This window comes from Fredinandcohnia onubensis (assembly GCF_002734215.1).
GTDB classification, from domain to species: Bacteria; Bacillota; Bacilli; order Bacillales; family Bacillaceae_L; genus Ferdinandcohnia; species Ferdinandcohnia onubensis.
Map to the genome: position 1 here is coordinate 22,538 of NZ_NSEB01000010.1, position 23,314 is coordinate 45,851.

The window sequence follows — 23,314 nt, forward strand, 5'->3', positions numbered from 1 at the left end:
CTTCAGATGAATATCAAGGAACAGTTATTAGATTTAAAACCATATCAACCAGGAAAACCAATTGAAGAGGTAAAAAGAGAATACGGTTTAGAAAAGATTGTGAAATTAGCTTCAAATGAAAATCCATATGGATGCTCAGAAAAAGTAAAAGAAGCAGTTAAAAACAGCTTGGACTCATTTGCGATTTACCCTGATGGCTATGCAACAGAGCTTAGAGAAAAGCTTGCAAAGCACTTAGGTGTAGATGGTTCACAACTTCTTTTTGGGAATGGGTCTGACGATGTCATTCACATTATTACGGCTGCATTGCTTGCACCCGGCAAAAATACAGTTATGGCCAATCCATCATTTTCGCAGTATAAGCATAATGCCATTATTGAAGGGGCAGAAGTACGTGAGGTTGAGCTAATTGATGGTCATCATGACCTTGATGGAATGCTCAAGCAAATCGACGAGAATACGGAAATTATTTGGGTTTGCTCTCCAAACAACCCATCAGGAGTGTATGTAAACTCCGAAAAACTTCATCATTTCTTGAAGCAAGTTCCAAAGCATGTCCTAATTGTAATGGATGAAGCTTATTATGAATTTGCGGCAAATGAAAAGGATTATCCAAATACAGTTGCACTTCTAAATGATTACCCTAACCTACTTGTATTAAGGACTTTTTCAAAGGCATATGGCCTAGGTGGGCTTCGCGTTGGCTATGCAATTGGAAATAGTGATTTCATTAATAAAATTGAACCTGTCCGTCAGCCGTTCAATTCAAATCGAGTGGGTCAAATAGCAGCAGCTGCTGCAATAGATGATCAAGAATTCATCGCCTCTTATGTTGAGAAAAACAAACAAGGCTTGCAGCAGTATTATAGTTTCTGTGAGGAAAATCAATTATCTTATTATCCATCGTTTGGAAATTTTATTTTGATTGATTTTAAACAACCAGGTGATAATGTGTTCCACTATTTATTGGAGCGTGGCTTCATTGTTCGCTCAGGAAATGCTCTAGGCTTTCCAACTAGCCTTCGAATTACTGTTGGCACAGAAGAACAAAATAGTGAACTTATAGCGATACTTTCAGAGATGCTAGAAAATCAACAGAAGTAAAACTGTGGGGGTTCAATGTAACCCCCATTAGTGTTTCTATTATCGGTGGTGATGAGATGGGAAAAAACATATTAGTAATTGGACTTGGTTTAATAGGGGGTTCAATTGCACTTGCGATAAAGAAGGAACATCCTCGTGCTACAATTTATGGTTTTGATAGCCATACAGAATCATCACTATTGGCAAAAACGTTACAAGTGATTGATGAAGTGGTATTTAAGCTAGAGGATGTCGTACATACTTGTGACTATATTTTTATATCGGTTCCAGTAAAGCAGACCATTGACATTATTCAGGAGCTCAGCTCATATGAGCTAAAAGAAGATGTCATCGTTTCTGATGTGGGGAGTACGAAACAGGAAATTGTTCATACAGCAAATTCGATTTTTGGGGAAATTGGTGTAACCTTTATCGGCGGCCATCCAATGGCTGGTTCTCATAAAAGTGGTGTTGTTGCTGCGAAGGAACATTTGTTTGAGAATGCTTTTTATATTTTTACACCCCATAATGAATCTCCTTCTAGTAAGCTTGGTGTAGAGCAACTTAAAACACTATTAAAGGGAACAAAAGCAAATTTTGTTATTATGACTCCTGAGGAGCATGACCGTGTTGCTGGTGTAATTAGTCATTTTCCACATATTGTTGCAGCTAGTCTTGTACATCAGGCGCTAAAATATGATCAGAAAAATGAACTGGTTCGTCCATTAGCAGCAGGAGGTTTTCGCGATATTACTAGAATCGCATCTAGTAATCCGTCTATGTGGCGTGATATATTATTACATAATCGAAATGTATTACTGGATCTTTTTGAAAATTGGATTGACGAAATGGAACAAATCCGAAACTTTGTAGCAAGTGGAAATGGCGATGATATTTATAATTATTTTATGGATGCCAAAAATTTTCGCGATGGACTTCCTACTCGTACAAAGGGTGCTATACCTTCATTCTATGATTTATATGTTGATATTCCGGATTACCCTGGTGTCGTTTCGGAAATCACTGGTCTTCTCGCCCAAGAAAGAATTAGTATTACGAATATCAGAATTATTGAGACAAGAGAAGAAATCTATGGTGCGTTACGTATCAGTTTCCAAAGTGACGAGGATCGCGCCAAGGCTAAGTTATGTATTGAAAGCAAGACGAGTTATGAAACATTTAATGGATAGCGTGTAAAATATACATGGGGTATTTGATTAGGAGTGGTAATATGGATTCAATAAAGTTACGTACAAATATTACAGGCCTCAATGGTTCGATTGATATTCCTGGTGATAAATCCATCTCCCATCGCTCTATTATGCTTGGGGCAATTGCAGAAGGGAAAACAGTTGTAGATAATTTTCTACCTGGAGATGACTGCTTAAGTACGATTAGCTGTTTTCAAAAACTTGGTGTGAAAATTACACAGGATAAGGACCATGTTGAAATTGAAGGAGTAGGTTTTGAAGGGCTACGTGAACCAGATGTAGTATTAGATACAGGTAATTCTGGCACAACCACAAGACTAATGGTCGGACTTCTTTCCGGTATTCCAATTCATACTTGCATGATTGGGGACGAGTCAATTGCAAAGAGGCCAATGAAGAGGGTAACAGCGCCATTGCGTCAAATGGGAGCAAAAATCGATGGAAGAGAAGATGGGAATTTTACTCCACTCTCAATTCGAGGTGGCGAATTACAGGGAATTGACTATGTTTCTCCTGTAGCAAGTGCACAAGTCAAATCGTCTATTCTTTTAGCAGGTTTAAATGCGAAAGGGGCAACATCTGTTACAGAGCCGCATAAATCAAGAGACCATACTGAACGCATGCTACGTGCCTATGGCTGCGATGTTGAAGAGGAAGGTCTGACTGTTAAAGTAAAAGGCGGACAGAAGCTCATAGGGACAAATATTCAGGTTCCTGGGGATATTTCGTCTGCAGCGTTTTTCCTTGTTGCAGGGGCGATTGTACCAAACAGTCGAATTACACTGAAAAACGTTGGAATGAATCCAACAAGGACAGGAATTATTGATGTGCTGGTCAATATGGGAGCACGTCTAGAAATCGAGAACGAGAGAGTGGAAAATAACGAACCTATTGCTGATTTAACAATCCAAACATCTGAATTAAGAGGGATTGAAATTGGTGGTGACCTCATTCCGCGGTTAATTGATGAGATTCCAGTCATCGCGCTTTTGGCAACACAGGCTGAAGGTAAAACAATTATTAAAGATGCCGAGGAGCTTAAGGTAAAGGAAACAAACCGAATTGACACAGTTGTCGGTGAACTATCTAAGCTTGGAGCTTCAATTGAACCGACAGAAGATGGAATGATTATAACAGGTGAGAAGAAACAATTAACGAGTGGACATGTTCATAGTCATGGAGACCACAGAATTGGCATGATGCTAGCTGTTGCAGCATGTATTGCGGGTGATGATGTTTCTCTTGAAGATTATGATTCCATTAAAGTTTCGTACCCAAGCTTTTTTGAACATCTTGATTTATTAATAAAGGAAGATTAAGAATGAAAACCCGTGGAAAACTAAATTTCCATGGGTTTTCTGTTTTATAAAGAACAAAAACTAACATACATCCACCACTTTTTGCATAGCTTGTCTTAAGACTAAGATTTGCGAAAGGGGAGGTTTGATGCCATATATATTAGAAAAAGCGAATGTGTTAAAGGATAATAGGGTCATAACATGCTCAATTCTTATAAAAAATCAACGCGTGGATTATATGAAAGAAAACCTCAAAAGACTCTCTTTTATGAAGACAAACCTATCACAATACTTATTAACACCTGGTCATGTTATGATTAACTACTCCTTTTCGAAAGGGCATTCATTTCAATCCTTTAAAATGGAAGTGACAGAAAAATACTTAAGAAAAGGCTGTACAACCTTACTAGTCATTAGCGACGTAAAGAGCGAACGCGAACTGGCCAATACTCTAAAGAATACAAGGCATTACCTATTAAATAGTCCAATTGATTATTATTTAGGCGTTCGTATTCCCCTTGAAGCCTTAACACCATCTATCATTGTAGCCTGCAGGAGAAAAAAAATCCCGGTCATTATTGTCACAATTGAAAAAGTGGACGATCTATACAAGGTGCCATGGGGTTGGATTAGGGAATCCTACCATTCTTTCCAAATTCCAATCATCCCTGAGTGGAAAGTGAAGGAGAAGGCGATATTTAATAGTAATCGAAAAGACGAGATGTGGAGAGTGATGACTGAAGAGAATCGAATCCCAACGATACCGGTTTGTCCGACTGAGAATGAACCATTGTCCTTTGATATGTTAAAAAAGATTGGGATTTATCCTGACAAAGGGGATATACGCGTAGGTGGAGAACTAGATTATAATTTATATGAGCATGATTCTATAGGCTATTCAGTTGATGAAAAGCCAACTCTCGATTATCATAATCTTATACCCACAATCACCATGCATAAAGGTAATTTTACAAAAGTAGATGCTAATGTATACTTTCGTTCCGGCTATGGTAATGAATGTATAGTAAAAAAACCTGGCTTTTTTGCATCTTCGTATGATACGGACGGATTGGTGAAAGAGAGATAGGTAAGAGGAGTTAATGATTTCATGAATAGATTAGAGAATGCAATTCAATTAGTTGAAGATGGTAATGTTGAAGAAGGCCTCAAAGCTTTAAAGAAGCTAAGAGAATACTCCAATGATGATGAAAAATACACCATTGCAGAAAGTTACTATAAATGGGGCTTTGTCGAAGAAGCCAAAGAAATCGTTGAGGAATTAATCGCAAGATACCCTGATGAAGGTGAACTCTTTGTATTTCTGGCAGAAATCATGATTGATCTAGATATGGAAGAGGAATCAATTGATATTCTCGAGCAAATTTCAGATGATGACCCAGTCTATTTGGAATCCCTTGTTTTACAAGCTGACTTGTTTCAGATGCAGGGTTTACACGAAGTCAGTGAGCAAAAGCTTCTGTTAGCTAAGGAAAAATCAGGGGATGAGCCAATCATTGATTTTGCTTTAGCCGAATTGTATTCAACTCACGGCGAATACAGCAAAAGTATTCCTTATTATGTGAAGGTTTTACAGGATAATGACGAAATTGCAGGAGTAAATGTTAATGCCAGAATCGCGGAAAGCTTTAGTACAACTGGTAAATTTGAAGAGGCTCTTCCCTATTATGAAGAAGCAATCAAAAAACAAGAAGATAGTAATACATTGTTTGGTTTCGGCGTTACTGCTTTTCAGGCAAAATACTATAAAAAGGCAATCCAGATTCTTTCTAGACTAAAAGAGCTAGACCCGGATTATGGTTCACTTTATTTATACCTTGCTAAAGCATATGAAGAAGAAGGAAGTCTCACGGAAAGCTTTCAGGTTCTCTTAGAGGGCCTTGAAGTGGAGTCATTAAATAAAGAACTCACATTTTATGCAGGCAAAATATCATTGCTGCTTGGAGATAAGGAAAATGCTGAGAAGTACCTTCGGGCTGCAGTTGGAATTGATCCAGGATATGTGGAAGCAACTTTACAACTTTCAAAGTTTCTATTGCGCGAAGAAAGATTCGAGGATGTTGTGGAATGCCTCGATAATGTCATGAGTTATGGCGAATATGATGGACAATTTGAGTGGGACCTGGGGTTTGCAAAAAATAAACTAGAACAATATTCGGATGCATTAAACCATTACCGTCATGCATATACTTCTTTTAAAGAAACTCCAGAGTTTTTAGAAGAGTTTGGATATTTCCTATTGGAGGACGGTAAGCGGGAAGAGGCAATCGAAGTATTTAAGGAACTTCTTAAGCTTAACCCCATGAAGTACGAGATTGAAGAATTAATATCCGAACTGGAATAAGCTTAAAGTTCTGTTGTTTTTAACATCCTTTTGAAGGATATTTTGATGTCAATGTTGAAGTATAACATTAAATTACTCCATACTAGCAGAGGAGGGAAGCATGCGATGACTACCCCTGTATCTGTCAACGAGAAAAAAGACTTCATTCGCTGGTTTCTGAATAATTATCAGCTAAAGAGAAGAGAGTGTGTTTGGATTTTAAACTACTTAATGAGCCATGACCAACTCATGAAAAATGTCCACTTTGTCGAGCAAGCCCAATACTGCCCTCGAGGAATCATTATGTCGACTCATTGTGTTGATGATGTACCCTTCCGTTTTTATAAGGAAAATGTCATGACCACTGATGCTGAAAAGTCATTTCATGATATTCGACTAAATAGGGAAGAAGAAATTTATATTCAACTAAATTTCAGATCCTCCTTCCATTCTCCGAATTATGTGGCTGTACTTGAAGAGAATCCATATATGCCTAAACATCTTCAAGTGAACGAACAGGATAAAGAGCTGGCGAAAAAGTTTCTTGAGGAATCCATTCATATGTTTCAAAAAGAACATCTGTTGAAGAGGATTGATGAGGCGCTTGACAAACAGGATGAAACAGCGTTTAAAAGACTAACTGAACAACTTAAACAATTATAGAGGGTTGTGCAAACATTGGGGCTGACAAAGTGTGTCAGTCTTTTTTATTTGTCCAGAATATGGTATGGTAGTTTAGGAGTTTACCATTACTACATAACGCGATTGAGAAAGGAAGCATACATAATGAAATGGGTAACCAAGGATATGGATGTGTATATTCAAGCTAAGGAATATGTTGATACAGCTGTTATTCCACTCATTCCAGTTTCGCTTGAAGGAAACTTAAAAAACACGGTTTCGATGGGGGAGTTCATTGCCATTCTTTCAAATGAAGTGGAACGTCAATTTAAAGGAAGAATTATCTTATTTCCTGCGTTCACGTATTCAAATGGTGAAGAACTTGAAATGGCGAAAGTTCGATTAAATCAGTGGACAAGCGATCTAAATAGTGGTGGTATGAAACATACGATATTTATCACGTCTGATAGCAGCTGGAAACAGGTGGAATCCGATTTAAATGGATCCCTAATTTGGCTTCCTACTTTACCACTTGAATATGTTGAGGAAAAATACAAGCAAACGATGCTTCAAGATCAAATGAAACAACTTGTCACATTATTTACGAACATCTGGCAAAGATAATTCATCATTATTTAGCAATAATATTGAAAAATTCCTTACTTTTCCTAAGAAAGTCACATAGTTGCCATTGTTTCGGTAAATCCTATTATTGACCTGTACCAAATATTGATATATCATGAGAATGTCCTAGTTTTAAATGTGTACAATTATGTCCGGAGTGGACTTAGCTTAGCATAGAGGGGGGAAAAAAATGAGCGAGAATAAACAACGGGTTTCAAGACGTCAATTTTTAAACTATACTCTAACAGGTGTAGGTGGATTCATGGCAGCTGGTATGTTAATGCCAATGGTTCGCTTTGCAATTGACCCATTACTTCAGCACGATGCTGAACAAGACATGGTACAAGTGGTAAGTGTTGATAAGATTTCAAATGATCCTCAAAAATTTGATTTTAAAATAAATCAAGTTGATGGATGGTATGAATCAGAGGTTCCGAATTCAGCATGGGTTTATAAAAAAGATAACGGCGACATCATTGCATTGTCACCGGTATGTAAGCACCTTGGCTGTGCAGTTTCTTGGGGTGAAGATCCAGCTAACCCAGATCGTTTCTTCTGTCCTTGTCATTATGGTTTATATGAAAAGGATGGTATGAACGTGCCAGGCACACCACCAATGGGCCCATTAGATGTATTTGAAAGTGAAGTAAAAGATGGTTATTTATATTTAGGAAAAGCAAAACCAAATCCTAGAGGAGGCAAGTAATCAATGTTAAATAAGATTTTTGATTGGGTTGACGAACGTCTTGATATTACTCCTCTCTGGGCAGATATTGCAGACCATGAAGTTCCTGAGCATGTAAACCCAGCGCATCATTTTAGTGCGTTTGTTTATTGCTTTGGAGGACTAACATTCTTTATCGTCGTCATCCAAGTACTATCTGGTATGTTTTTAACAATGTATTATGTACCAGATATCATTAATGCATGGAATTCTGTTTATTACTTACAAAATGAAGTAGCATTTGGACAGATCGTTCGCGGAATGCATCACTGGGGAGCTAGTTTGGTAATCGTCATGATGTTCCTACATACCCTACGTGTTTTCTTCCAAGGTGCTTATAAAAAACCTCGAGAGCTTAACTGGATAGTGGGAGTTTTAATTTTCTTTGTTATGTTAGCGCTTGGTTTAACAGGTTACCTATTACCTTGGGATATGAAAGCGTTATTCGCAACAAAAGTTACAATCCAAATTGTTGAATCTGTTCCACTCATAGGGCCTTACTTAAAGACTCTAATTGCGGGGCACCCTGAAATTGTTGGGGCACAGACTTTGACACGTTTCTTTGCTATTCATGTATTCTTCTTACCAGCAGCCTTATTTGGATTACTAGCTGCTCACTTTATCATGATTCGTCGTCAAGGTATTTCTGGTCCATTGTAGGATGGAATTCACCTTCATTTTATGAAGTGTAAAGTGTGCACTATACACAATGGATTAATATGGACTAATAATTTTCGAGCTTGCTCGATTGTATAATGAAAAATATGTACAAACTCTTTTGAGTGTAATGTAAATTCTCTAAAAAGGAGGGGGACTGATTATGCATCGCGGAAAAGGAATGAAATTTGTTGGGGACTCACGTGTTCCTGTAAGTAATAAAAAGCATATTCCTAAGGATTACTCCGAGTATCCTGGGAAAACAGAAGCATTCTGGCCAAACTTCCTCTTAAAAGAATGGTTAGTTGGTTCTGTTTTCTTAGTAGCATTTTTATGCTTAACAGCAGCACATCCATCACCATTGGAAAAAGTAGCTGATCCAACTGCGGCAGGATATATTCCACTGCCAGACTGGTATTTCTTATTCATGTATCAATTGATTAAGTACACGTATGCATCAGGTGATTATAACATAATCGGTACACTTGTTATTCCGGGACTTGCGTTTGGAGCACTTTTACTAGCACCATTCTTAGATCGTGGTCCTGAACGTAGACCTTCTAAACGCCCAATTGCTACAGGTATGATGCTTTTAGCATTTGCTGCTACTGCTTACTTAACATGGGAATCAGCTTCTCAAGTAGACTGGGAAGCAAGAGCGGAATCTGCGAAAATCGTAGCAGAAGTTGAGGTAGATAAAGAATCTGAAGGATACTTACTATACCAAGACAAGGGTTGTATCGGATGTCACGGTGGTAACCTTGAAGGGGGACCAGCAGGGAAGGCGTTAGTTGATAACGGATTATCTCCTGAAGAAATCTCAAACATTGCGAAAAATGGTCAAGGTGCAATGCCTCCAGGTATGTTCGAGGGAACTGATGAAGAATTGCAGAAGCTAGCTGAATTTATTTCAGGTGTAACTTCTAAATAATCAAACAAAAAGCTGACTTTTACAGTCAGCTTTTTTTTATTAGGAATATACCCTTTTTTAACTTGACAAAGAGACTATTTTTAAGAGAATCTTGAGGTAAGAAAAAAGGAAAGTTGGTACATAGATGAAGTGGATTACATATTTAATGGGGCAACGCTGGGTGCTTTGGATTCTGTTACTCATTAACATACCTGGTACGATATATGGGTATATTTGGTATGAGAGTCAACTAAACATCACACCTCCAAAATTTTTAATTTTTGTTCCAGATAGCCCAACGGCAAGTTTATTTTTTTGTTTTGTGTTAATCGCGTTTTTACTGAGAAAGAATTGGCCGCTTATTGAAGCGCTGGCGATTGTTACCCTATTTAAATACGGGATCTGGGCAGTAGTTATGAATATTCTTACCTATTTTGTGGACGGCCTTAATATATATGGGTATATGCTTATTTTTTCTCATCTAGGAATGGCAATTCAAGGGCTATTATATGCTCCGTATTATCGAATAAAGCCGATCCATTTAGTAATTGCAGCTGTTTGGACCTTACATAATGATGTAATTGATTACGTTTTCTTTATGATGCCAAGGTATAGTGTGTTGGATCAATATATCCCTCAGATCGGCTACTTCACATTTTGGTTAAGTATGGTGTCAATTTTAATTACCTATCTTCTTTGTATAAAAAAAGATCGATATAAATTAGAGTTAATCTAATCAAATACACCTTCGTGTATTTGCCGTCCGATTTTTAGGCCCACAGGAAGTGGGTCATAAAGACGTTGCCACATGAAGTGGCGTTTTTAGTCTTTAATCTTACTGGTCGAAAAATTTCCTTTGAAAAATCGTGACATCCGCCGGAGGCTTTTTACTTTATTCAACAGAAGTTCGTAACTTCTGTTGAATAAAGTAAAATTAGTGGTCTACTCTTGTCCAATCTATCATACATTTTTACTAGATGTTTGAGGAGGGACAAGTATGAAAATTTCTAGAATTATATGTATTATTTGCTTTATAGTTATGATTCATCCTATATCCATAAACGCCACCTCCAACGAAGAAAATTGGGAAAAGCTCGATCAAATCTCTGATCAGGCACTACAAATGGTGAGGCAAGAAAGATACAAGGATGCCAAGCAATTATTAACACATTTTTCAAATGAATTTTTACGAATGAATCAACGAGAACAATCATTTTCAATGGATGACCTTCGAATTATTACAATGACCCATAATTCAGCATTTGAAGCTGTAAATTCCACTTCATTCAGTTTTGAAGAAAGGATCAATCGTGTTACACAATTCCGTTTGGTGATTGATGCAATGAGATCAGAGCACCAGCCGATGTGGACTGAAATGGAAGATTCCATTATGACGACATTTGGCCAAATGAAAGATACTGTTGAAGAGGGAGATACTGAAAGCTTTAATCATCAACTAACAGTCTTTCTATCAAAATATGATTTGATCCATCCGAGTATTGAGGTTGATATTACACCAGAGGATGTTCAAAAAATTGATTCTCATATCGCATTTTTAGATACGTACCGAAATGAAGACCTAAAGTCGACTACAAGAATCCAGCAACTTGAACAAATGGAAATGGATCTGAAGAACTTATTTGAAAGAATGAAAGAGGATGAAGCCGATCCATCACTTATTTGGGTGATGATATCAACAGGTGGTGCCATTATTCTCACATTAATTTATGTCGGATGGAGAAAATATAAAGGTGATAAACAAAAGCGACAAAAACAAAGAGATTATGATCATCGATAACAGTGGGACATAACCCACTGTTTGTTTTTTAGGCGATTAAATTTTGTAAGCAAGTCAATTGACTTTGTGTCCTACTCAAATTAAAATTAAACTATACTATAAGTATGGAGGAAAAAAAATGATTTTTGTTTATTTTGCTTTAATCATTATCATTCCAATTTATGCGCAAATTAAAGTAAAGAGCGCATATAAGAAGTATTCACAAATTCCCTCTTCATCTGGTATGACAGGTGCGGACGTAGCTCGAAGAATACTCGATCAAAATGGACTATATGATGTGAGAATCGAAGAAACACCTGGTGTACTATCAGACCATTATGACCCAAGATCAAAAGTCGTTCGACTATCAACAAACAATTACTACGGGAATTCAATCGCAGGTGCTGCAGTTGCAGCCCATGAGGTTGGACACGCGATTCAAGACCAACAAAATTATGCTTTCCTTCGCTTCCGCCATGCATTAGTACCGGTAGCGAACATTGGCTCAAACTTTTCATGGATTTTAATTATTGCAGGTATGATTTTTACAATACCAAGCTTAATGCTATACGGAATTATCTTTATGGCAGCAGCAGTATTATTCCAGCTGGTAACTCTACCAGTCGAATTCAATGCTTCATCAAGGGCAATGAATGAAATCGTATCAGCAGGCGTAATCCGAAATGATGAAGAGCGTGAAACTAAAAAGGTTCTGAATGCAGCGGCATTAACATACGTTGCAGCAGCTGCAGTAGCAGTTCTAGAACTAGTGAGATTGATCCTAATGTACACAGGAATGACTCGTTCAGAAGAATAATAAAAGGTAAAAGCCAGTTATCAATGTGATAACTGGCTTTTGTATTCATCGCTCTATTGGCTTTTTATTCTCATCGAGTGTAAAACCTTCACCGAGTACATCATGAACATCACTAACGGAAACAAAAGCATGTGGATCAACAGAGATAATGACCTGCTTTAAGCGACCAACCTCACTTCTACCCACAACACAATATAAGATATGTTTCTCTTGTTTCGTATAGGACCCAATTCCCTTCAAAATCGTAACACCACGTTCCATCTCATTTAAAATCTTTTCTGCAATTTTATCGTTCTGTTCTGAAATAATCATCGCACCTCTAGCGGCATACGCACCTTCCTGCATAAAATCAATCACTCTTGCCCCAATAAACACAGCTAGTAACGTATACATTGCCTCACGAGGAGATAGATAGAAAATAAGCGAAATCGTGATAACAACAGCATCAAATAAAAACATTGTCCGTCCCATGGGCCAACCTACGTATTTGCGAACAAGCCTTGCAATAATATCTACCCCGCCAGTGGTTCCTCCATAGCGGAATATAATCCCGAGTCCAACCCCAATAAAAACACCCGCAAATAGGGCTGCAAGCATTAAATCCCCATCAAGTGGAATATCAAGCTGATAGCGTTGAAATAACCACAAAAATATTGAAACACTAATAGTACCGATCATTGTATAGTAAAATGCAACACGGCCTAGCAACTTCCACCCGAGTATAAACAGCGGAATATTTAATATTAGATTCGTATAAGATGGGTCGAATTCAAATAGAAAATAGAGCAAAAGTGTGATTCCAGTAAAACCACCTTCCGCAAGATTATTTTGCATATTGAAATGTACAATTCCAAACGAAAAGATGGCAGAGCCTAATAATATAAAAAAGATACTTTTGAACGATAACTTCAAAATGATTTACCCCCGAGATAGTAATATTTTGCCACTTTATTATAAAGTATGGGTAAATATCTGACAAATCATGTTATATAAAAGAAAAGTTTGTCAAAACTCTATATTTTAAGCTAACATAAGAAGAGAAACTTCATGAGGTGATAGAGATGGCAGATAAAACAATGAAACAGCTACAAGAAGAAGTAGATGAGTACATAAGCCAATTTAAAGAAGGATATTTCAGCCCTCTTGCATTACTAGCAAGATTGACAGAGGAATTAGGTGAACTTGCTAGAGAAGTTAATCACTATTACGGTGAAAAACCTAAAAAGGATACAGAAACTGAAAAAAGCATGGCAGAAGAAACGGGCGACATGTTGTTTGTTTTGATTTGTCTTGCAAATTCCTTGAACATTGACCTTGAAGACGCACATAATACTGTTATGAATAAATTTAATTCAAGAGATAAAGATAGATGGACTCGTATTGACACTAACGAATAAGGGAGATAAAAGAATGGAAACAATTAAAATCGTAATTGCTGGACCTAGAGGCAGAATGGGAAAAGAAGCGGTAGCATTAGTACAGGACACTGAAAATTTTTCTCTAGTCGGGGTAATCGATCATAAAAACAACGGGCTGTCCTTAAGTGAGATTGATGGATTTTCAAATGTTAACGTACCTATCTTTACTGATATTAAAGAAGCGTTTAAAGAAACAAACCCCGATGTGTTGATTGATTTAACAACACCTGAAACGGGTAAATATCACACAGAGATTGCTATTGAACATGGTGTACGACCAGTCGTTGGAACTACAGGGTTCACAAAAGATGAACTAGAAAGATTGTCAGTGCTAGCAGAGGAACGTAAAGTAGGTGCAATTATTGCTCCAAATTTTGCGGTTGGTGCGGTTTTAATGATGAAATTTTCACAAATGGCAGCCAAGTATTTTCAGGATGTGGAAATTATCGAGCTTCACCATGACCAAAAACTCGATGCTCCATCTGGAACAGCTGCGAAAACGGCAGAACTACTAACAACTGTTAGAGAATCAAAGGAACAAGGACACCCTGATGAAAAAGAAACCATTCAAGGTGCTCGAGGTGCTGACTATGACGGAATTCGTATACATAGTGTCCGCTTACCTGGACTTGTCGCACATCAAGAGGTACTGTTCGGCGGAAATGGACAAATGCTTTCCATTCGCCATGATTCTTTCAACCGGGCTTCTTTCATGTCAGGTGTTAAATTATCGGTTGACACAGTAATGAACCTCGATGTACTGGTTTATGGATTGGAAAATATTATCGAATAAGGGGATACATAACTATGAAAATTGCATTAATTGCTCACGATAAAAAGAAAAATGATCTCGTTCAATTTTCTACAGCTTATAAATCTATTTTAGAGGATCATGAATTGTTTGCCACAGGTACAACAGGTTCACGTGTTTCTGAAGCTACAGGGTTAAAAATCCACAGATTCCAATCCGGACCATTAGGTGGCGATCAGGAGATTGGTGCGATGATCGCAAACAATCAAATGGACATGGTGATCTTTTTTAGAGACCCACTTACTGCACAGCCACATGAGCCAGATGTAACAGCACTTATAAGATTATGCGATGTATATTCTGTACCTTTAGCGACAAACATGGGAACGGCTGAGGTGCTTATTCATGGCCTTGAACAAGGATTTTTCTCATGGCGTGAAATAATCCGTGATAGACAAGAAGGAAATAATTTGTAAGTTATTAGATACACATACGTGTATTTAATGAAGAAGTGGGAGATTCGTAAATGAAACTGAAAATTGGGATTACCTGTTACCCATCTGTTGGCGGTTCAGGTATTGTAGCAACAGAGTTAGGGAAGCTACTTGCAGAAAAAGGACATGAAATTCATTTTATTTCTTCAAGTCTTCCATTTCGTCTCAACAAAATTTATACAAATATTTACTTTCATGAGGTGGAAGTCAATCAATATTCAGTTTTTAAATATCCGCCTTATGACCTTGCATTAGCTAGTAAAATGGCAGAAGTGACAAAGAGGGAAAATCTAGACCTTCTTCATGTGCACTATGCGATTCCACATGCAGCATGTGCATTTTTAGCTAAGCAAATGGTGGGCGGTGATGTGAAGATCGTAACGACCCTTCATGGTACAGATATTACAGTTCTCGGGTATGATCCATCTTTAACAGAACTTATACGCTTTGGAATTGAACAATCTGATGCGGTGACGGCTGTTTCACAATCACTTGTGGAACAAACGTATGAGTTAATCGAGCCCAAAAAAGAGATTAAGACGATTTATAATTTTGTAGACGAGAAAATTTATTACAAACGAAATGTAAATGATTTGCGAAGTCAATATGGGATTGAAGAGGATGAGCGAGTGATCATCCACGTTTCCAACTTCCGTAAGGTAAAACGTGTACTCGATGTTATCCGCGCATTTGACCTAATTCAAAAAGAAGTGAAATCAAAGCTGTTATTAGTTGGCGATGGGCCAGAGCTAACAACTGCCTGTAAATTAATGAATGAATTAGGCTTAGATGATAAAGTCCTTCTTTTAGGCAAACAAGAGAACCTTGCTGAACTATATTCGATCAGTGGCTTAAAACTACTATTATCTGAAAAAGAAAGCTTTGGTCTCGTTCTAATTGAAGCTATGGCATGTGGAGTTCCGACAATCGGTACAAATGTTGGTGGAATTCCAGAAGTCATTGAAGATGGTGTAGATGGCTATATTTGTGAACTAGGTGATATTAAAGATATTGCAAATAAGGCAATTAACCTGCTATCTGATATTGAGTTACATCAAAAGATGTCAAATCAGGCAATTAAATCCGTCCAACAAAAATTTAATTCTGAACGAATTGTCAATAACTATGAGGATTTATATTATTCAATACTTTCGAAAAAACGTTGATAGGGGATCACGACGATGGATGAATCTTTTGTAAAAGCAAAAGCAATTCTTACAACATTACATAATAATGGCTACGAAGCTTATTTTGTTGGTGGTTCTGTTCGTGATTATCTCCTTCATCGTTCAATCGGTGATATCGATATTGCTACCTCGGCATTACCAAAGGAGATCATCGATTTATTTGCTAAAACGATTGATGTCGGAGCCGTTCATGGAACCGTAATCGTTTTACATGAGGGTGAACAATTTGAGGTGACAACCTTTAGAACGGAAGAAGGGTATGAGGATTACCGTCGACCTTCACATGTGGAGTTTGTTACTTCACTTCATGAGGATTTAAAAAGAAGAGACTTTACGATGAACGCGATTGCGATGACGATTAATGGAGATATTATCGATCCATTTGATGGAAGGAAAGCGATTGAAAAGAAAGTCATTCAAACAGTTGGTAATCCAACTGAACGTTTTCGTGAAGATGCCCTTAGGATGATGAGGGCTGTCCGATTTTTAAGTCAATTGTCCTTTTTACTTTGTGAAAAAACGCAATCTGCTATCATGGAAAATGCATACTTATTAAAAAAGATTTCAGTTGAACGGATTACAATCGAATTTGAAAAATTACTTTCGGGACCGAGTTGTCAGGCTGCTTTTCCAGTCCTAATTGAGACAAAATTATTTCAATACATACCCGGATTAGAAGATGAAATAAAAGGGTTGGAAAACTTCCCTACATACAATTGGAATCAATTGCAAGACAGAGCTGAATATTGGACACTTGTTTGTTATTTGTTGTCTAAAGAGGATTGCAAGTCTTTTTTAAGGCAATGGAAGCTCCCGAATAAAGTTGTAGAACAAGTTGTAAAAAATGTAGCGTGTATACAAAATGTCATTCAAAGTGGTTGGAACAATCGGCTGTTATATGATTGTGGAGCTAATTGTGTCCAACAGGTTGAAAGAATTTTAAGTGTGCTCGGATTTGAACAAGAAATATCACCATATGAAGAATATGATAAATTGCCCATTAAGCATCGATCAGATGTAGATATTACGGGTGAGGATTTATTAAATTGGTTTAATCAAAAACCAGGAAAATGGGTTTCAGATCTCTATTATAAAGTTGAAGATGGAATACTTGAAAACGAAGTGGAAAATAACAAGGGAAAAATAAAGGAGTGGCTTCTATCGTGCAATCAGAAATAAGAAAAAGATTATTAGAGGTCTTCTCTAATGCTAACGGAGAATTTATTTCTGGTCAAAAAATTAGTGAGCAACTTGGGTGCTCACGTACTGCCGTTTGGAAGCATATTGAAGATTTGCGAAACGAAGGGTATGAGTTGGAGGCGGTTAGAAAGCTTGGTTATCGAATAATCACGAAGCCAGATAAAATTAGCGGCAACGAAATTCAATTGGGTCTTGAAACCGAATTTCTCGGAAGAAATATTCATTTTGAAGAATCACTCACCTCAACCCAAAAAATTGCACACCGTCTATCGTACGATGGTGTTGTTGAGGGCACACTTGTTGTGGCTGAAGAACAAACAACAGGTCGTGGAAGACTAGACAGGGCCTGGTATTCACCCAAGCATACAGGAATCTGGATGAGCATGATATTAAGACCACAAATTCCACCTTCACAAGCTCCACAATTAACACTTTTGGCGGCAGTAGGTGTAGTCCAAGCTATACAAGAAGTGACAGGGTTAGAGCCTGATATAAAATGGCCAAATGACATTTTAATCAATCAAAAAAAGATTGTTGGTATTCTAACAGAACTTCAGGCAGAAACTGATCGAATTAATTCAGTTATCATTGGAATTGGTATTAATGTGAATCAAGAATTGAACCATTTCCCTGCAAGCTTACATTCAATTGCAAGCTCACTTGCAATCGAAAAAGGAGAAAAAATTGATCGCGCGAAGCTTGTACAGGTAATTTTATTAAAAATTGAAAAACTGTACAAGGAATATTTACAACATGGCTTCAAGGTTGTGAAGTTATTATGGGAGAGCTATGCAACAAGTATCGGCAAGAGAATCGTTGCAAGAACACTTTCAGGTTCAATTGAAGGTAAAGCAATTGGAATCAATGACGAAGGTGTATTACTTCTTGAGGATGCATCTGGAAAATTGCACCATATCTATTCAGCAGATATTGAGTTTCCTGATAAATAAAGTGTAGAAATAATATTGAATCTTTTATATAATTCAAAGTAATGGGTGGTATCCTTTCGGAACTACACCAGTCACTTATGTTTTACCAATGTCATTTACAATTATATTCTGCCTTGATCCATTGGACTGGGACAGAGGGATGAAATTTACCGAACACATTAATGTTTAATCCTTCTTTCTCTTTTTAGAAAGAAGGATTTTTTACTGAATTTACAAAAAACGTCCACGAATCGGTTTTTCATCTCCTCTTTTAAGGACTCGAGGACAGCCTTAAACAAGGCGAGCTTTAAAAGCCAAAAGGAGGAAAAATGATGAAACAAACAACAGAGTTTTTGAAAATGAAGCAGAAGAAAGAGCCAATTGTCATGTTAACAGCTTATGATTATCCATCTGCAAAGCTTGCAGAAGAAGCAGGGGTCGATATGATCCTTGTCGGTGATTCATTGGGTATGGTTGTATTAGGTTATGATTCTACTATTCCGGTAACAGTAGATGATATGATTCATCATACGAAGGCCGTAAAACGTGGTGCAAAGGATACGTATATTGTAACGGATATGCCATTCATGTCCTATCATGTTTCACGATCTGATGCCTTGAAAAATGCCGCGCGAATTATTCAAGAATCGGGTGCACATGCAGTTAAAATCGAAGGGTCAAAGGATGTCATTTATACGATTTCGGCTTTAACTGAAGCAGGAATTCCTGTAGTTGCGCATTTAGGATTAACCCCACAGGCAGTGGGTGTATTAGGTGGATATAAGGTCCAAGGAAAAGATGCAGAAAGTGCTAGGCAGCTCATTGAGGATGCCAAAAAAGTAGAAAAAGCAGGTGCGATCGCTTTAGTATTAGAATGCGTTCCGAAACAATTAGGGGAAGAAATTACAAATAGCATTTCAATTCCTACTATTGGGATTGGGGCTGGAAACGGTACAGATGGTCAAGTTCTTGTTTTCCATGATGTGGTTTCATATGGAGTCGATCGTGTTCCGAAATTCGTGAAACAATATGCTTCTATAAATGAACCGATTAAACAAGGAATTCAAGATTACATTACTGAGGTTAAAGCAAAGTCATTCCCTAATGAAAAACATTCGTACACAATGAAAGAAGAAGAGCTTGCAAGCCTTTATGGGGGAAAATGAACATGAAAGTTGTAACATCAATCAAGGAAATGCAGCAACATATTAAGACTTTAAAGCTAGGAGGAAAAACGGTTGGGTTTGTACCAACAATGGGGTATCTTCATGAAGGTCATTTAACATTAATGAATAAGGCAAGAAGCGAAAATGATGTATTAGCTGTAAGTATATTTGTAAATCCGCTTCAATTTGGTCCAAATGAAGATTTTGATTCCTATCCACGTGATTTTGAAAGAGATAGCAAACTCGCAGAAAAAAATGGTGTTGATATTTTATTTTACCCAAGTACAGAAGACATGTACCCGTCCAAAATGTCACTGACTGCAAATGTTCAATCAAGAATAGATGTGTTATGTGGAAGACAACGAAATGGACATTTCGACGGAGTGGCTACAGTATTAATCAAATTATTTAATATTGTACAGCCAGACCGGGCGTATTTTGGGTTAAAGGATGCACAACAGGTAGCTGTGGTGGATGGTTTAATTACTGATTTTAATTTCCCAATCACGCTTGTTCCGGTGGAAATTGTCCGAGAAGAGGATGGGCTAGCGAAAAGCTCGCGTAATGTAAATTTAACTGACAAAGAGAGAGCAGAAGCTCCAAGATTATATGAAAGCCTGCAAATGGCTAAAACGGCCATTGAGGATGGACAACGAAACCCAAGAGTGGTTGAAGAACTGATCATGAACCATATTACAAAACATACATCTGGTGCAATCGATTATGTAGAAATATACAGTTACCCTGCGCTTGACGAGCTTTCTGAGCTAACTGGTAAAATCATTATTGCGATCGCTGTCAAGTTTACAAAAGTCAGACTTATTGATAATATAACTTTTGATGTGAAAGAAATTTTTTGATTCAAGGGGGAGCATCATGTTCCGTACAATGATGAACGCAAAAATACACAGAGCACGTGTCACAGAAGCAAACTTAAACTATGTAGGTAGTATTACTATTGATGAAGATATATTAGACGCAGTCGGAATGGTTGCTAATGAAAAAGTTCAAATTGTAAATAATAACAATGGGGCTCGACTTGAAACATATATTATCCCTGGTGAAAGAGGAAGCGGAGTTTTTTGTTTGAATGGAGCTGCTGCTCGTCTTGTACAAGAGGGAGATGTCATTATTGTGATTTCATATGCGATTGTACCTGAAGAAAAACTGGCTGAACATAAGCCTAGGGTAGCGATCATGAACGAAGACAATCAAATTAAAGAATTACTTTTTCAAGAACCAGCTGCAACTGTTTTATAAGAAAAATTTAATAAGAACAACGCCCCCACATTGGGGGCGTTTGTGTTAGGAGGTGGCAATAAATGAATAAACGCTTTGTCGTTGTTGACTTGGAAACAACAGGGAATTCTCCTAAGAAGGGTGATAAGATTATTCAGTTTGCAGCTGTAGTCATTGAAGATGGAGAAATCATTGAAAGATTTGCAACTTTTGTAAATCCGAAACAAGACATTCCTGTTTTTATCGAGCAATTTACGGGTATTTCAAATGAAGTCGTTGCGAATGCTCCTGATTTTTCAATTGTGGCTCCCGAGATTATTTCAATGTTTAAGGATTCCTATTTTGTTGCTCATAATGTTCCTTTTGACTATTCCTTTCTACAGGAGGAGCTAGCACAGTGCGGTTTTGCGAATTTTCAATGTCTTACTATTGATACGGTTGAACTTTCAAGAGTGATGCTTCCATTGGCAGATAGCTATAAACTTGGACAACTTGCTGAATCTCTATCATTAACACATGAAAATCCACATCAAGCTGATAGTGATGCTGAAGTAACAGCAGAAATACTCTTAAAAATAGTACGTAAAATAGAGAAACTGCCGTTAGTAACGATTCAAAAGCTATACACCCTTTCAAATCATTTTAAAAGCGATATCCGTGAAATTTTGCGAGAGATTATTGATGATAAATCTAATCATGCTCAACGCGAATCGAAATTTGATATCTATCGTGGACTCGCTCTGCGTAACAAGAAGAGGCGAAAAGGTAAACCAACCCCAAAAAGTAATACATATACTGAGGTTTTTCACTCAGTGATTCACGATTTTCCTTTTCGACAGGGACAGTTAGAAATGGTGCAAACAATTCACCATGCTCTTGAAACAAACCAACATGCAATCGTAGAAGCGGGTACAGGTATTGGGAAATCATTAGCTTACTTGCTTCCAGCAATCTATATCTCAAAAAAGAAGGGACGTTGTATGATCAGTACAAATACCCTTCAACTCCAGCAACAATTAGTAGAGCGGGATATCGCGAAATTGCGAGAAATCCTTTCGTTTGATTTTGACGTTGCTCTTTTAAAAGGAAGAGGAAATTATCTCTCTTTAAGAAGGTTTGAACAGATTCTTTATGAGGACAGTGACAACTATGATGAGGTTTTAGCGAAGGCTCAAATACTAGTATGGTTAACTGAGACAGAAACAGGAGACATTGACGAAATTAATTTACCTTCAGGTGGTAAGCTTTTATGGGATCGTGTGAAAAGCACATATAAAAATCCCGGATTTGAAGATACGATCTGGGAGTCAAGAAGTTTTTATAAAAAAGCAAGGGAAGCAGCAGAAAAAGCGGATATATTAATAACAAATCATTCTTTGTTATTACAGGATTTGAGCCATGATTTTGAAATTCTCCCTTCATACGACTATTTAATTATGGATGAAGCACATCATCTTGAAGCACTTGCGAAGCGTCAGGTAGGATTACATATTCATTACTTAATGATTCACTCTGTTCTAACGAGGATTGGTCTACTCGAAACAAACGATTTACTTAGGAAATCATCAAAAATAATGGAGCGGATTGGATACAATTCAGATTCATTTGAACGTGTGAATCAACTCTTAAAGGATATGAGGGCATCTGTTAATGAATTTTTCCGGATGATACGTAGTCATGCATTATCAAAACAATCATACGAAAACCAAACTAATCGGATTCAATATGTAGTTGATCGAAAAAATGAATCAGGTGAGCATTGGCAAGAAGCGATTGAACAAATGACAAAGCTTAGTATTTCAAAAAAAGAGCTTTCTATCATGGTTCAATACCAGAACGAGCTTATTATACAAAATAAATCATTACTAACACCTTTGCAATTAGGCTTTTTTAATGATTATGTATTAAGTTTCAATTTGTTATTTGAAAAATGTGCTATTATTGAAAGTTTTTATGGTGTGTCGGAAAATCAAATGGTTTGGATTGAAATCGATCCAAAAGGGCCTGTAAATTCAGCAACTTTATTTGTGGAGCCCACAGATGTTTCTGATTATTTAGCTGACCACTTTTTTACATTTAAGAAAAGTGTGATTATGACTTCAGCAACTTTAACAGTGGATGATTCATTTTCCTATATGATTAAGAAGCTCGGCTTGACAGATTTTCAACCAATTACATTGTCAATACCGTCACCGTTTGATTATGAACGTCAAGCAGCGATGATGGTACCATCAACTGTTCCACTCATCAATTCTGTATCACACGAAGAATTTGTTGATTCGATTTCAGTTCATATTGCTGAAATTGCAAAAAAAACGAATGGACGCATGCTTGTTCTTTTCACTTCTTATGATATGCTGCAGAAAACTTATATGAATTTAAAAAATAAGCAGCAACTAGAAGAATTTGTGTTAATTGCTCAGAGTATAAGTGGTGGTAGTCGGGCAAAATTAACAAAGAATTTTCAGGCGTTTGATAAATCAATTCTTTTGGGTACGAGCAGCTTTTGGGAGGGTGTAGATATCCCAGGCGAAGATTTAACCGCACTTGTTATTGTCAGGTTGCCGTTTACTCCTCCAAATGATCCAATTTTCGCTGTACGTTCGAAGGAAATTGAAGGAAAGGGCGGAGATTCCTTTAAGGACCTTTCTTTACCTGAAGCAATCCTTCGATTTAAACAAGGCGTTGGAAGGTTAATTCGATCAGAAAAAGATAAAGGGGTAATCTTTATTTTAGACCGTCGAATTATAACAACATGGTATGGAAAGAAGTTCATTGCATCAATTCCTCAAATGAAATTTATTCAAAAACCTCTTAATGAGCTATTGGAACACGTTGAAGAATGGCTATAGATTTTTAAATTCTGG

General features: G+C 37.3%; 24 protein-coding genes. 23 read left to right on the top strand and 1 reads right to left on the bottom strand.

The annotated features are described in order from the left end of the window. Positions 1 to 6: 6 nt before the first annotated feature. The 13 genes from hisC to CKK03_RS11575 all read left to right on the top strand — a co-directional run bounded on the left by hisC (position 7) and on the right by CKK03_RS11575 (position 12,063). Positions 7 to 1,104 carry a histidinol-phosphate transaminase gene (gene hisC / locus CKK03_RS11515; RefSeq protein WP_099362729.1) on the top strand — a complete coding sequence of 366 codons (1,098 nt, stop codon included), beginning with the start codon at positions 7 to 9 and terminating at the stop codon, positions 1,102 to 1,104. A gap of 56 nt (positions 1,105 to 1,160) precedes the next feature. Further along, a complete protein-coding gene (locus tag CKK03_RS11520; RefSeq protein WP_099362730.1) occupies positions 1,161 to 2,273 on the top strand; it encodes a prephenate dehydrogenase in 1,113 nt (370 codons plus the stop codon). 41 nt (positions 2,274 to 2,314) lie between these two features. Next, positions 2,315 to 3,613: a 3-phosphoshikimate 1-carboxyvinyltransferase gene (gene aroA / locus CKK03_RS11525; RefSeq protein WP_099362731.1), complete on the top strand. Its 1,299-nt coding sequence runs from the start codon at positions 2,315 to 2,317 to the stop codon at positions 3,611 to 3,613. A gap of 127 nt (positions 3,614 to 3,740) precedes the next feature. Beyond that, on the top strand, positions 3,741 to 4,679 hold the full coding sequence (locus CKK03_RS11530) for a hypothetical protein (RefSeq protein ID WP_099362732.1): 939 nt from the start codon (positions 3,741 to 3,743) through the stop codon (positions 4,677 to 4,679). Positions 4,680 to 4,700: 21 nt separating this feature from the next. Beyond that, positions 4,701 to 5,954, top strand: a complete 1,254-nt coding sequence (locus CKK03_RS11535; protein ID WP_099362733.1) for a tetratricopeptide repeat protein — start codon at positions 4,701 to 4,703, stop codon at positions 5,952 to 5,954. A 105-nt stretch (positions 5,955 to 6,059) separates the two neighbouring features. Then, positions 6,060 to 6,596: a ReoY family proteolytic degradation factor gene (locus tag CKK03_RS11540; protein WP_099351679.1), complete on the top strand. Its 537-nt coding sequence runs from the start codon at positions 6,060 to 6,062 to the stop codon at positions 6,594 to 6,596. 123 nt (positions 6,597 to 6,719) lie between these two features. Beyond that, on the top strand, positions 6,720 to 7,178 hold the full coding sequence (locus tag CKK03_RS11545) for a YpiF family protein (RefSeq protein WP_099362734.1): 459 nt from the start codon (positions 6,720 to 6,722) through the stop codon (positions 7,176 to 7,178). 190 nt (positions 7,179 to 7,368) lie between these two features. Beyond that, positions 7,369 to 7,884 (top strand): Rieske (2Fe-2S) protein, encoded by a 516-nt coding sequence (locus CKK03_RS11550; protein ID WP_099362735.1) that lies wholly within the window; start codon positions 7,369 to 7,371, stop codon positions 7,882 to 7,884. A gap of 3 nt (positions 7,885 to 7,887) precedes the next feature. Beyond that, positions 7,888 to 8,562, top strand: a complete 675-nt coding sequence (gene qcrB / locus CKK03_RS11555; RefSeq protein WP_099351676.1) for a menaquinol-cytochrome c reductase cytochrome b subunit — start codon at positions 7,888 to 7,890, stop codon at positions 8,560 to 8,562. Between the two features lie 160 nt (positions 8,563 to 8,722). Continuing rightward, positions 8,723 to 9,490 (top strand): menaquinol-cytochrome c reductase cytochrome b/c subunit, encoded by a 768-nt coding sequence (locus tag CKK03_RS11560; protein WP_099362736.1) that lies wholly within the window; start codon positions 8,723 to 8,725, stop codon positions 9,488 to 9,490. 124 nt (positions 9,491 to 9,614) lie between these two features. Then, complete coding sequence (lhaT, locus tag CKK03_RS11565; protein ID WP_099362737.1) at positions 9,615 to 10,205, top strand: lipoprotein heptaprenylglyceryl N-acetyltransferase LhaT; 591 nt, start codon at positions 9,615 to 9,617, stop codon at positions 10,203 to 10,205. A gap of 261 nt (positions 10,206 to 10,466) precedes the next feature. Continuing rightward, positions 10,467 to 11,267, top strand: a complete 801-nt coding sequence (gene ypjB / locus CKK03_RS11570; RefSeq protein WP_099362738.1) for a sporulation protein YpjB — start codon at positions 10,467 to 10,469, stop codon at positions 11,265 to 11,267. 118 nt (positions 11,268 to 11,385) lie between these two features. Beyond that, on the top strand, positions 11,386 to 12,063 hold the full coding sequence (locus CKK03_RS11575) for a zinc metallopeptidase (RefSeq protein ID WP_099362739.1): 678 nt from the start codon (positions 11,386 to 11,388) through the stop codon (positions 12,061 to 12,063). A 45-nt stretch (positions 12,064 to 12,108) separates the two neighbouring features. Here the strand turns inward: CKK03_RS11575 and CKK03_RS11580 are convergent, their stop codons facing one another. Next, on the bottom strand, positions 12,109 to 12,975 hold the full coding sequence (locus CKK03_RS11580; protein ID WP_099362740.1) for a YitT family protein: 867 nt from the start codon (positions 12,973 to 12,975) through the stop codon (positions 12,109 to 12,111). Between the two features lie 149 nt (positions 12,976 to 13,124). Between CKK03_RS11580 and CKK03_RS11585 the strand changes: the two genes are divergently transcribed. The 10 genes from CKK03_RS11585 (at position 13,125) to dinG (ending at position 23,299) form a co-directional block, all read left to right on the top strand. Then, entirely contained in the window at positions 13,125 to 13,460 is a 336-nt protein-coding gene (locus CKK03_RS11585; RefSeq protein ID WP_099362741.1) for a nucleotide pyrophosphohydrolase, read from the top strand. A gap of 13 nt (positions 13,461 to 13,473) precedes the next feature. After that, a complete protein-coding gene (gene dapB / locus CKK03_RS11590; RefSeq protein ID WP_099362742.1) occupies positions 13,474 to 14,274 on the top strand; it encodes a 4-hydroxy-tetrahydrodipicolinate reductase in 801 nt (266 codons plus the stop codon). 14 nt (positions 14,275 to 14,288) lie between these two features. Beyond that, entirely contained in the window at positions 14,289 to 14,708 is a 420-nt protein-coding gene (gene mgsA, locus CKK03_RS11595; protein WP_099362743.1) for a methylglyoxal synthase, read from the top strand. 50 nt (positions 14,709 to 14,758) lie between these two features. Beyond that, entirely contained in the window at positions 14,759 to 15,892 is a 1,134-nt protein-coding gene (gene bshA / locus CKK03_RS11600) for an N-acetyl-alpha-D-glucosaminyl L-malate synthase BshA (protein ID WP_099362744.1), read from the top strand. Between the two features lie 15 nt (positions 15,893 to 15,907). Next, a complete protein-coding gene (locus CKK03_RS11605) occupies positions 15,908 to 17,092 on the top strand; it encodes a CCA tRNA nucleotidyltransferase (protein WP_099362745.1) in 1,185 nt (394 codons plus the stop codon). Beyond that, positions 17,077 to 18,063: a biotin--[acetyl-CoA-carboxylase] ligase gene (locus tag CKK03_RS11610; RefSeq protein ID WP_502306325.1), complete on the top strand. Its 987-nt coding sequence runs from the start codon at positions 17,077 to 17,079 to the stop codon at positions 18,061 to 18,063. Before CKK03_RS11605 ends, CKK03_RS11610 begins: the two co-directional genes overlap by 16 nt. 311 nt (positions 18,064 to 18,374) lie before the next feature. Then, a complete protein-coding gene (gene panB / locus CKK03_RS11615; protein ID WP_099362747.1) occupies positions 18,375 to 19,208 on the top strand; it encodes a 3-methyl-2-oxobutanoate hydroxymethyltransferase in 834 nt (277 codons plus the stop codon). A gap of 2 nt (positions 19,209 to 19,210) precedes the next feature. Next, the gene (gene panC, locus CKK03_RS11620) at positions 19,211 to 20,068 is read left to right on the top strand and encodes a pantoate--beta-alanine ligase (protein ID WP_099362748.1); all 858 of its coding nucleotides are present in this window, start codon (positions 19,211 to 19,213) and stop codon (positions 20,066 to 20,068) included. Positions 20,069 to 20,084: 16 nt separating this feature from the next. Then, a complete protein-coding gene (gene panD / locus CKK03_RS11625; RefSeq protein WP_099362749.1) occupies positions 20,085 to 20,468 on the top strand; it encodes an aspartate 1-decarboxylase in 384 nt (127 codons plus the stop codon). Between the two features lie 62 nt (positions 20,469 to 20,530). Continuing rightward, the gene (gene dinG / locus CKK03_RS11630) at positions 20,531 to 23,299 is read left to right on the top strand and encodes an ATP-dependent DNA helicase DinG (RefSeq protein ID WP_099362750.1); all 2,769 of its coding nucleotides are present in this window, start codon (positions 20,531 to 20,533) and stop codon (positions 23,297 to 23,299) included. Positions 23,300 to 23,314 lie beyond the last annotated feature (15 nt).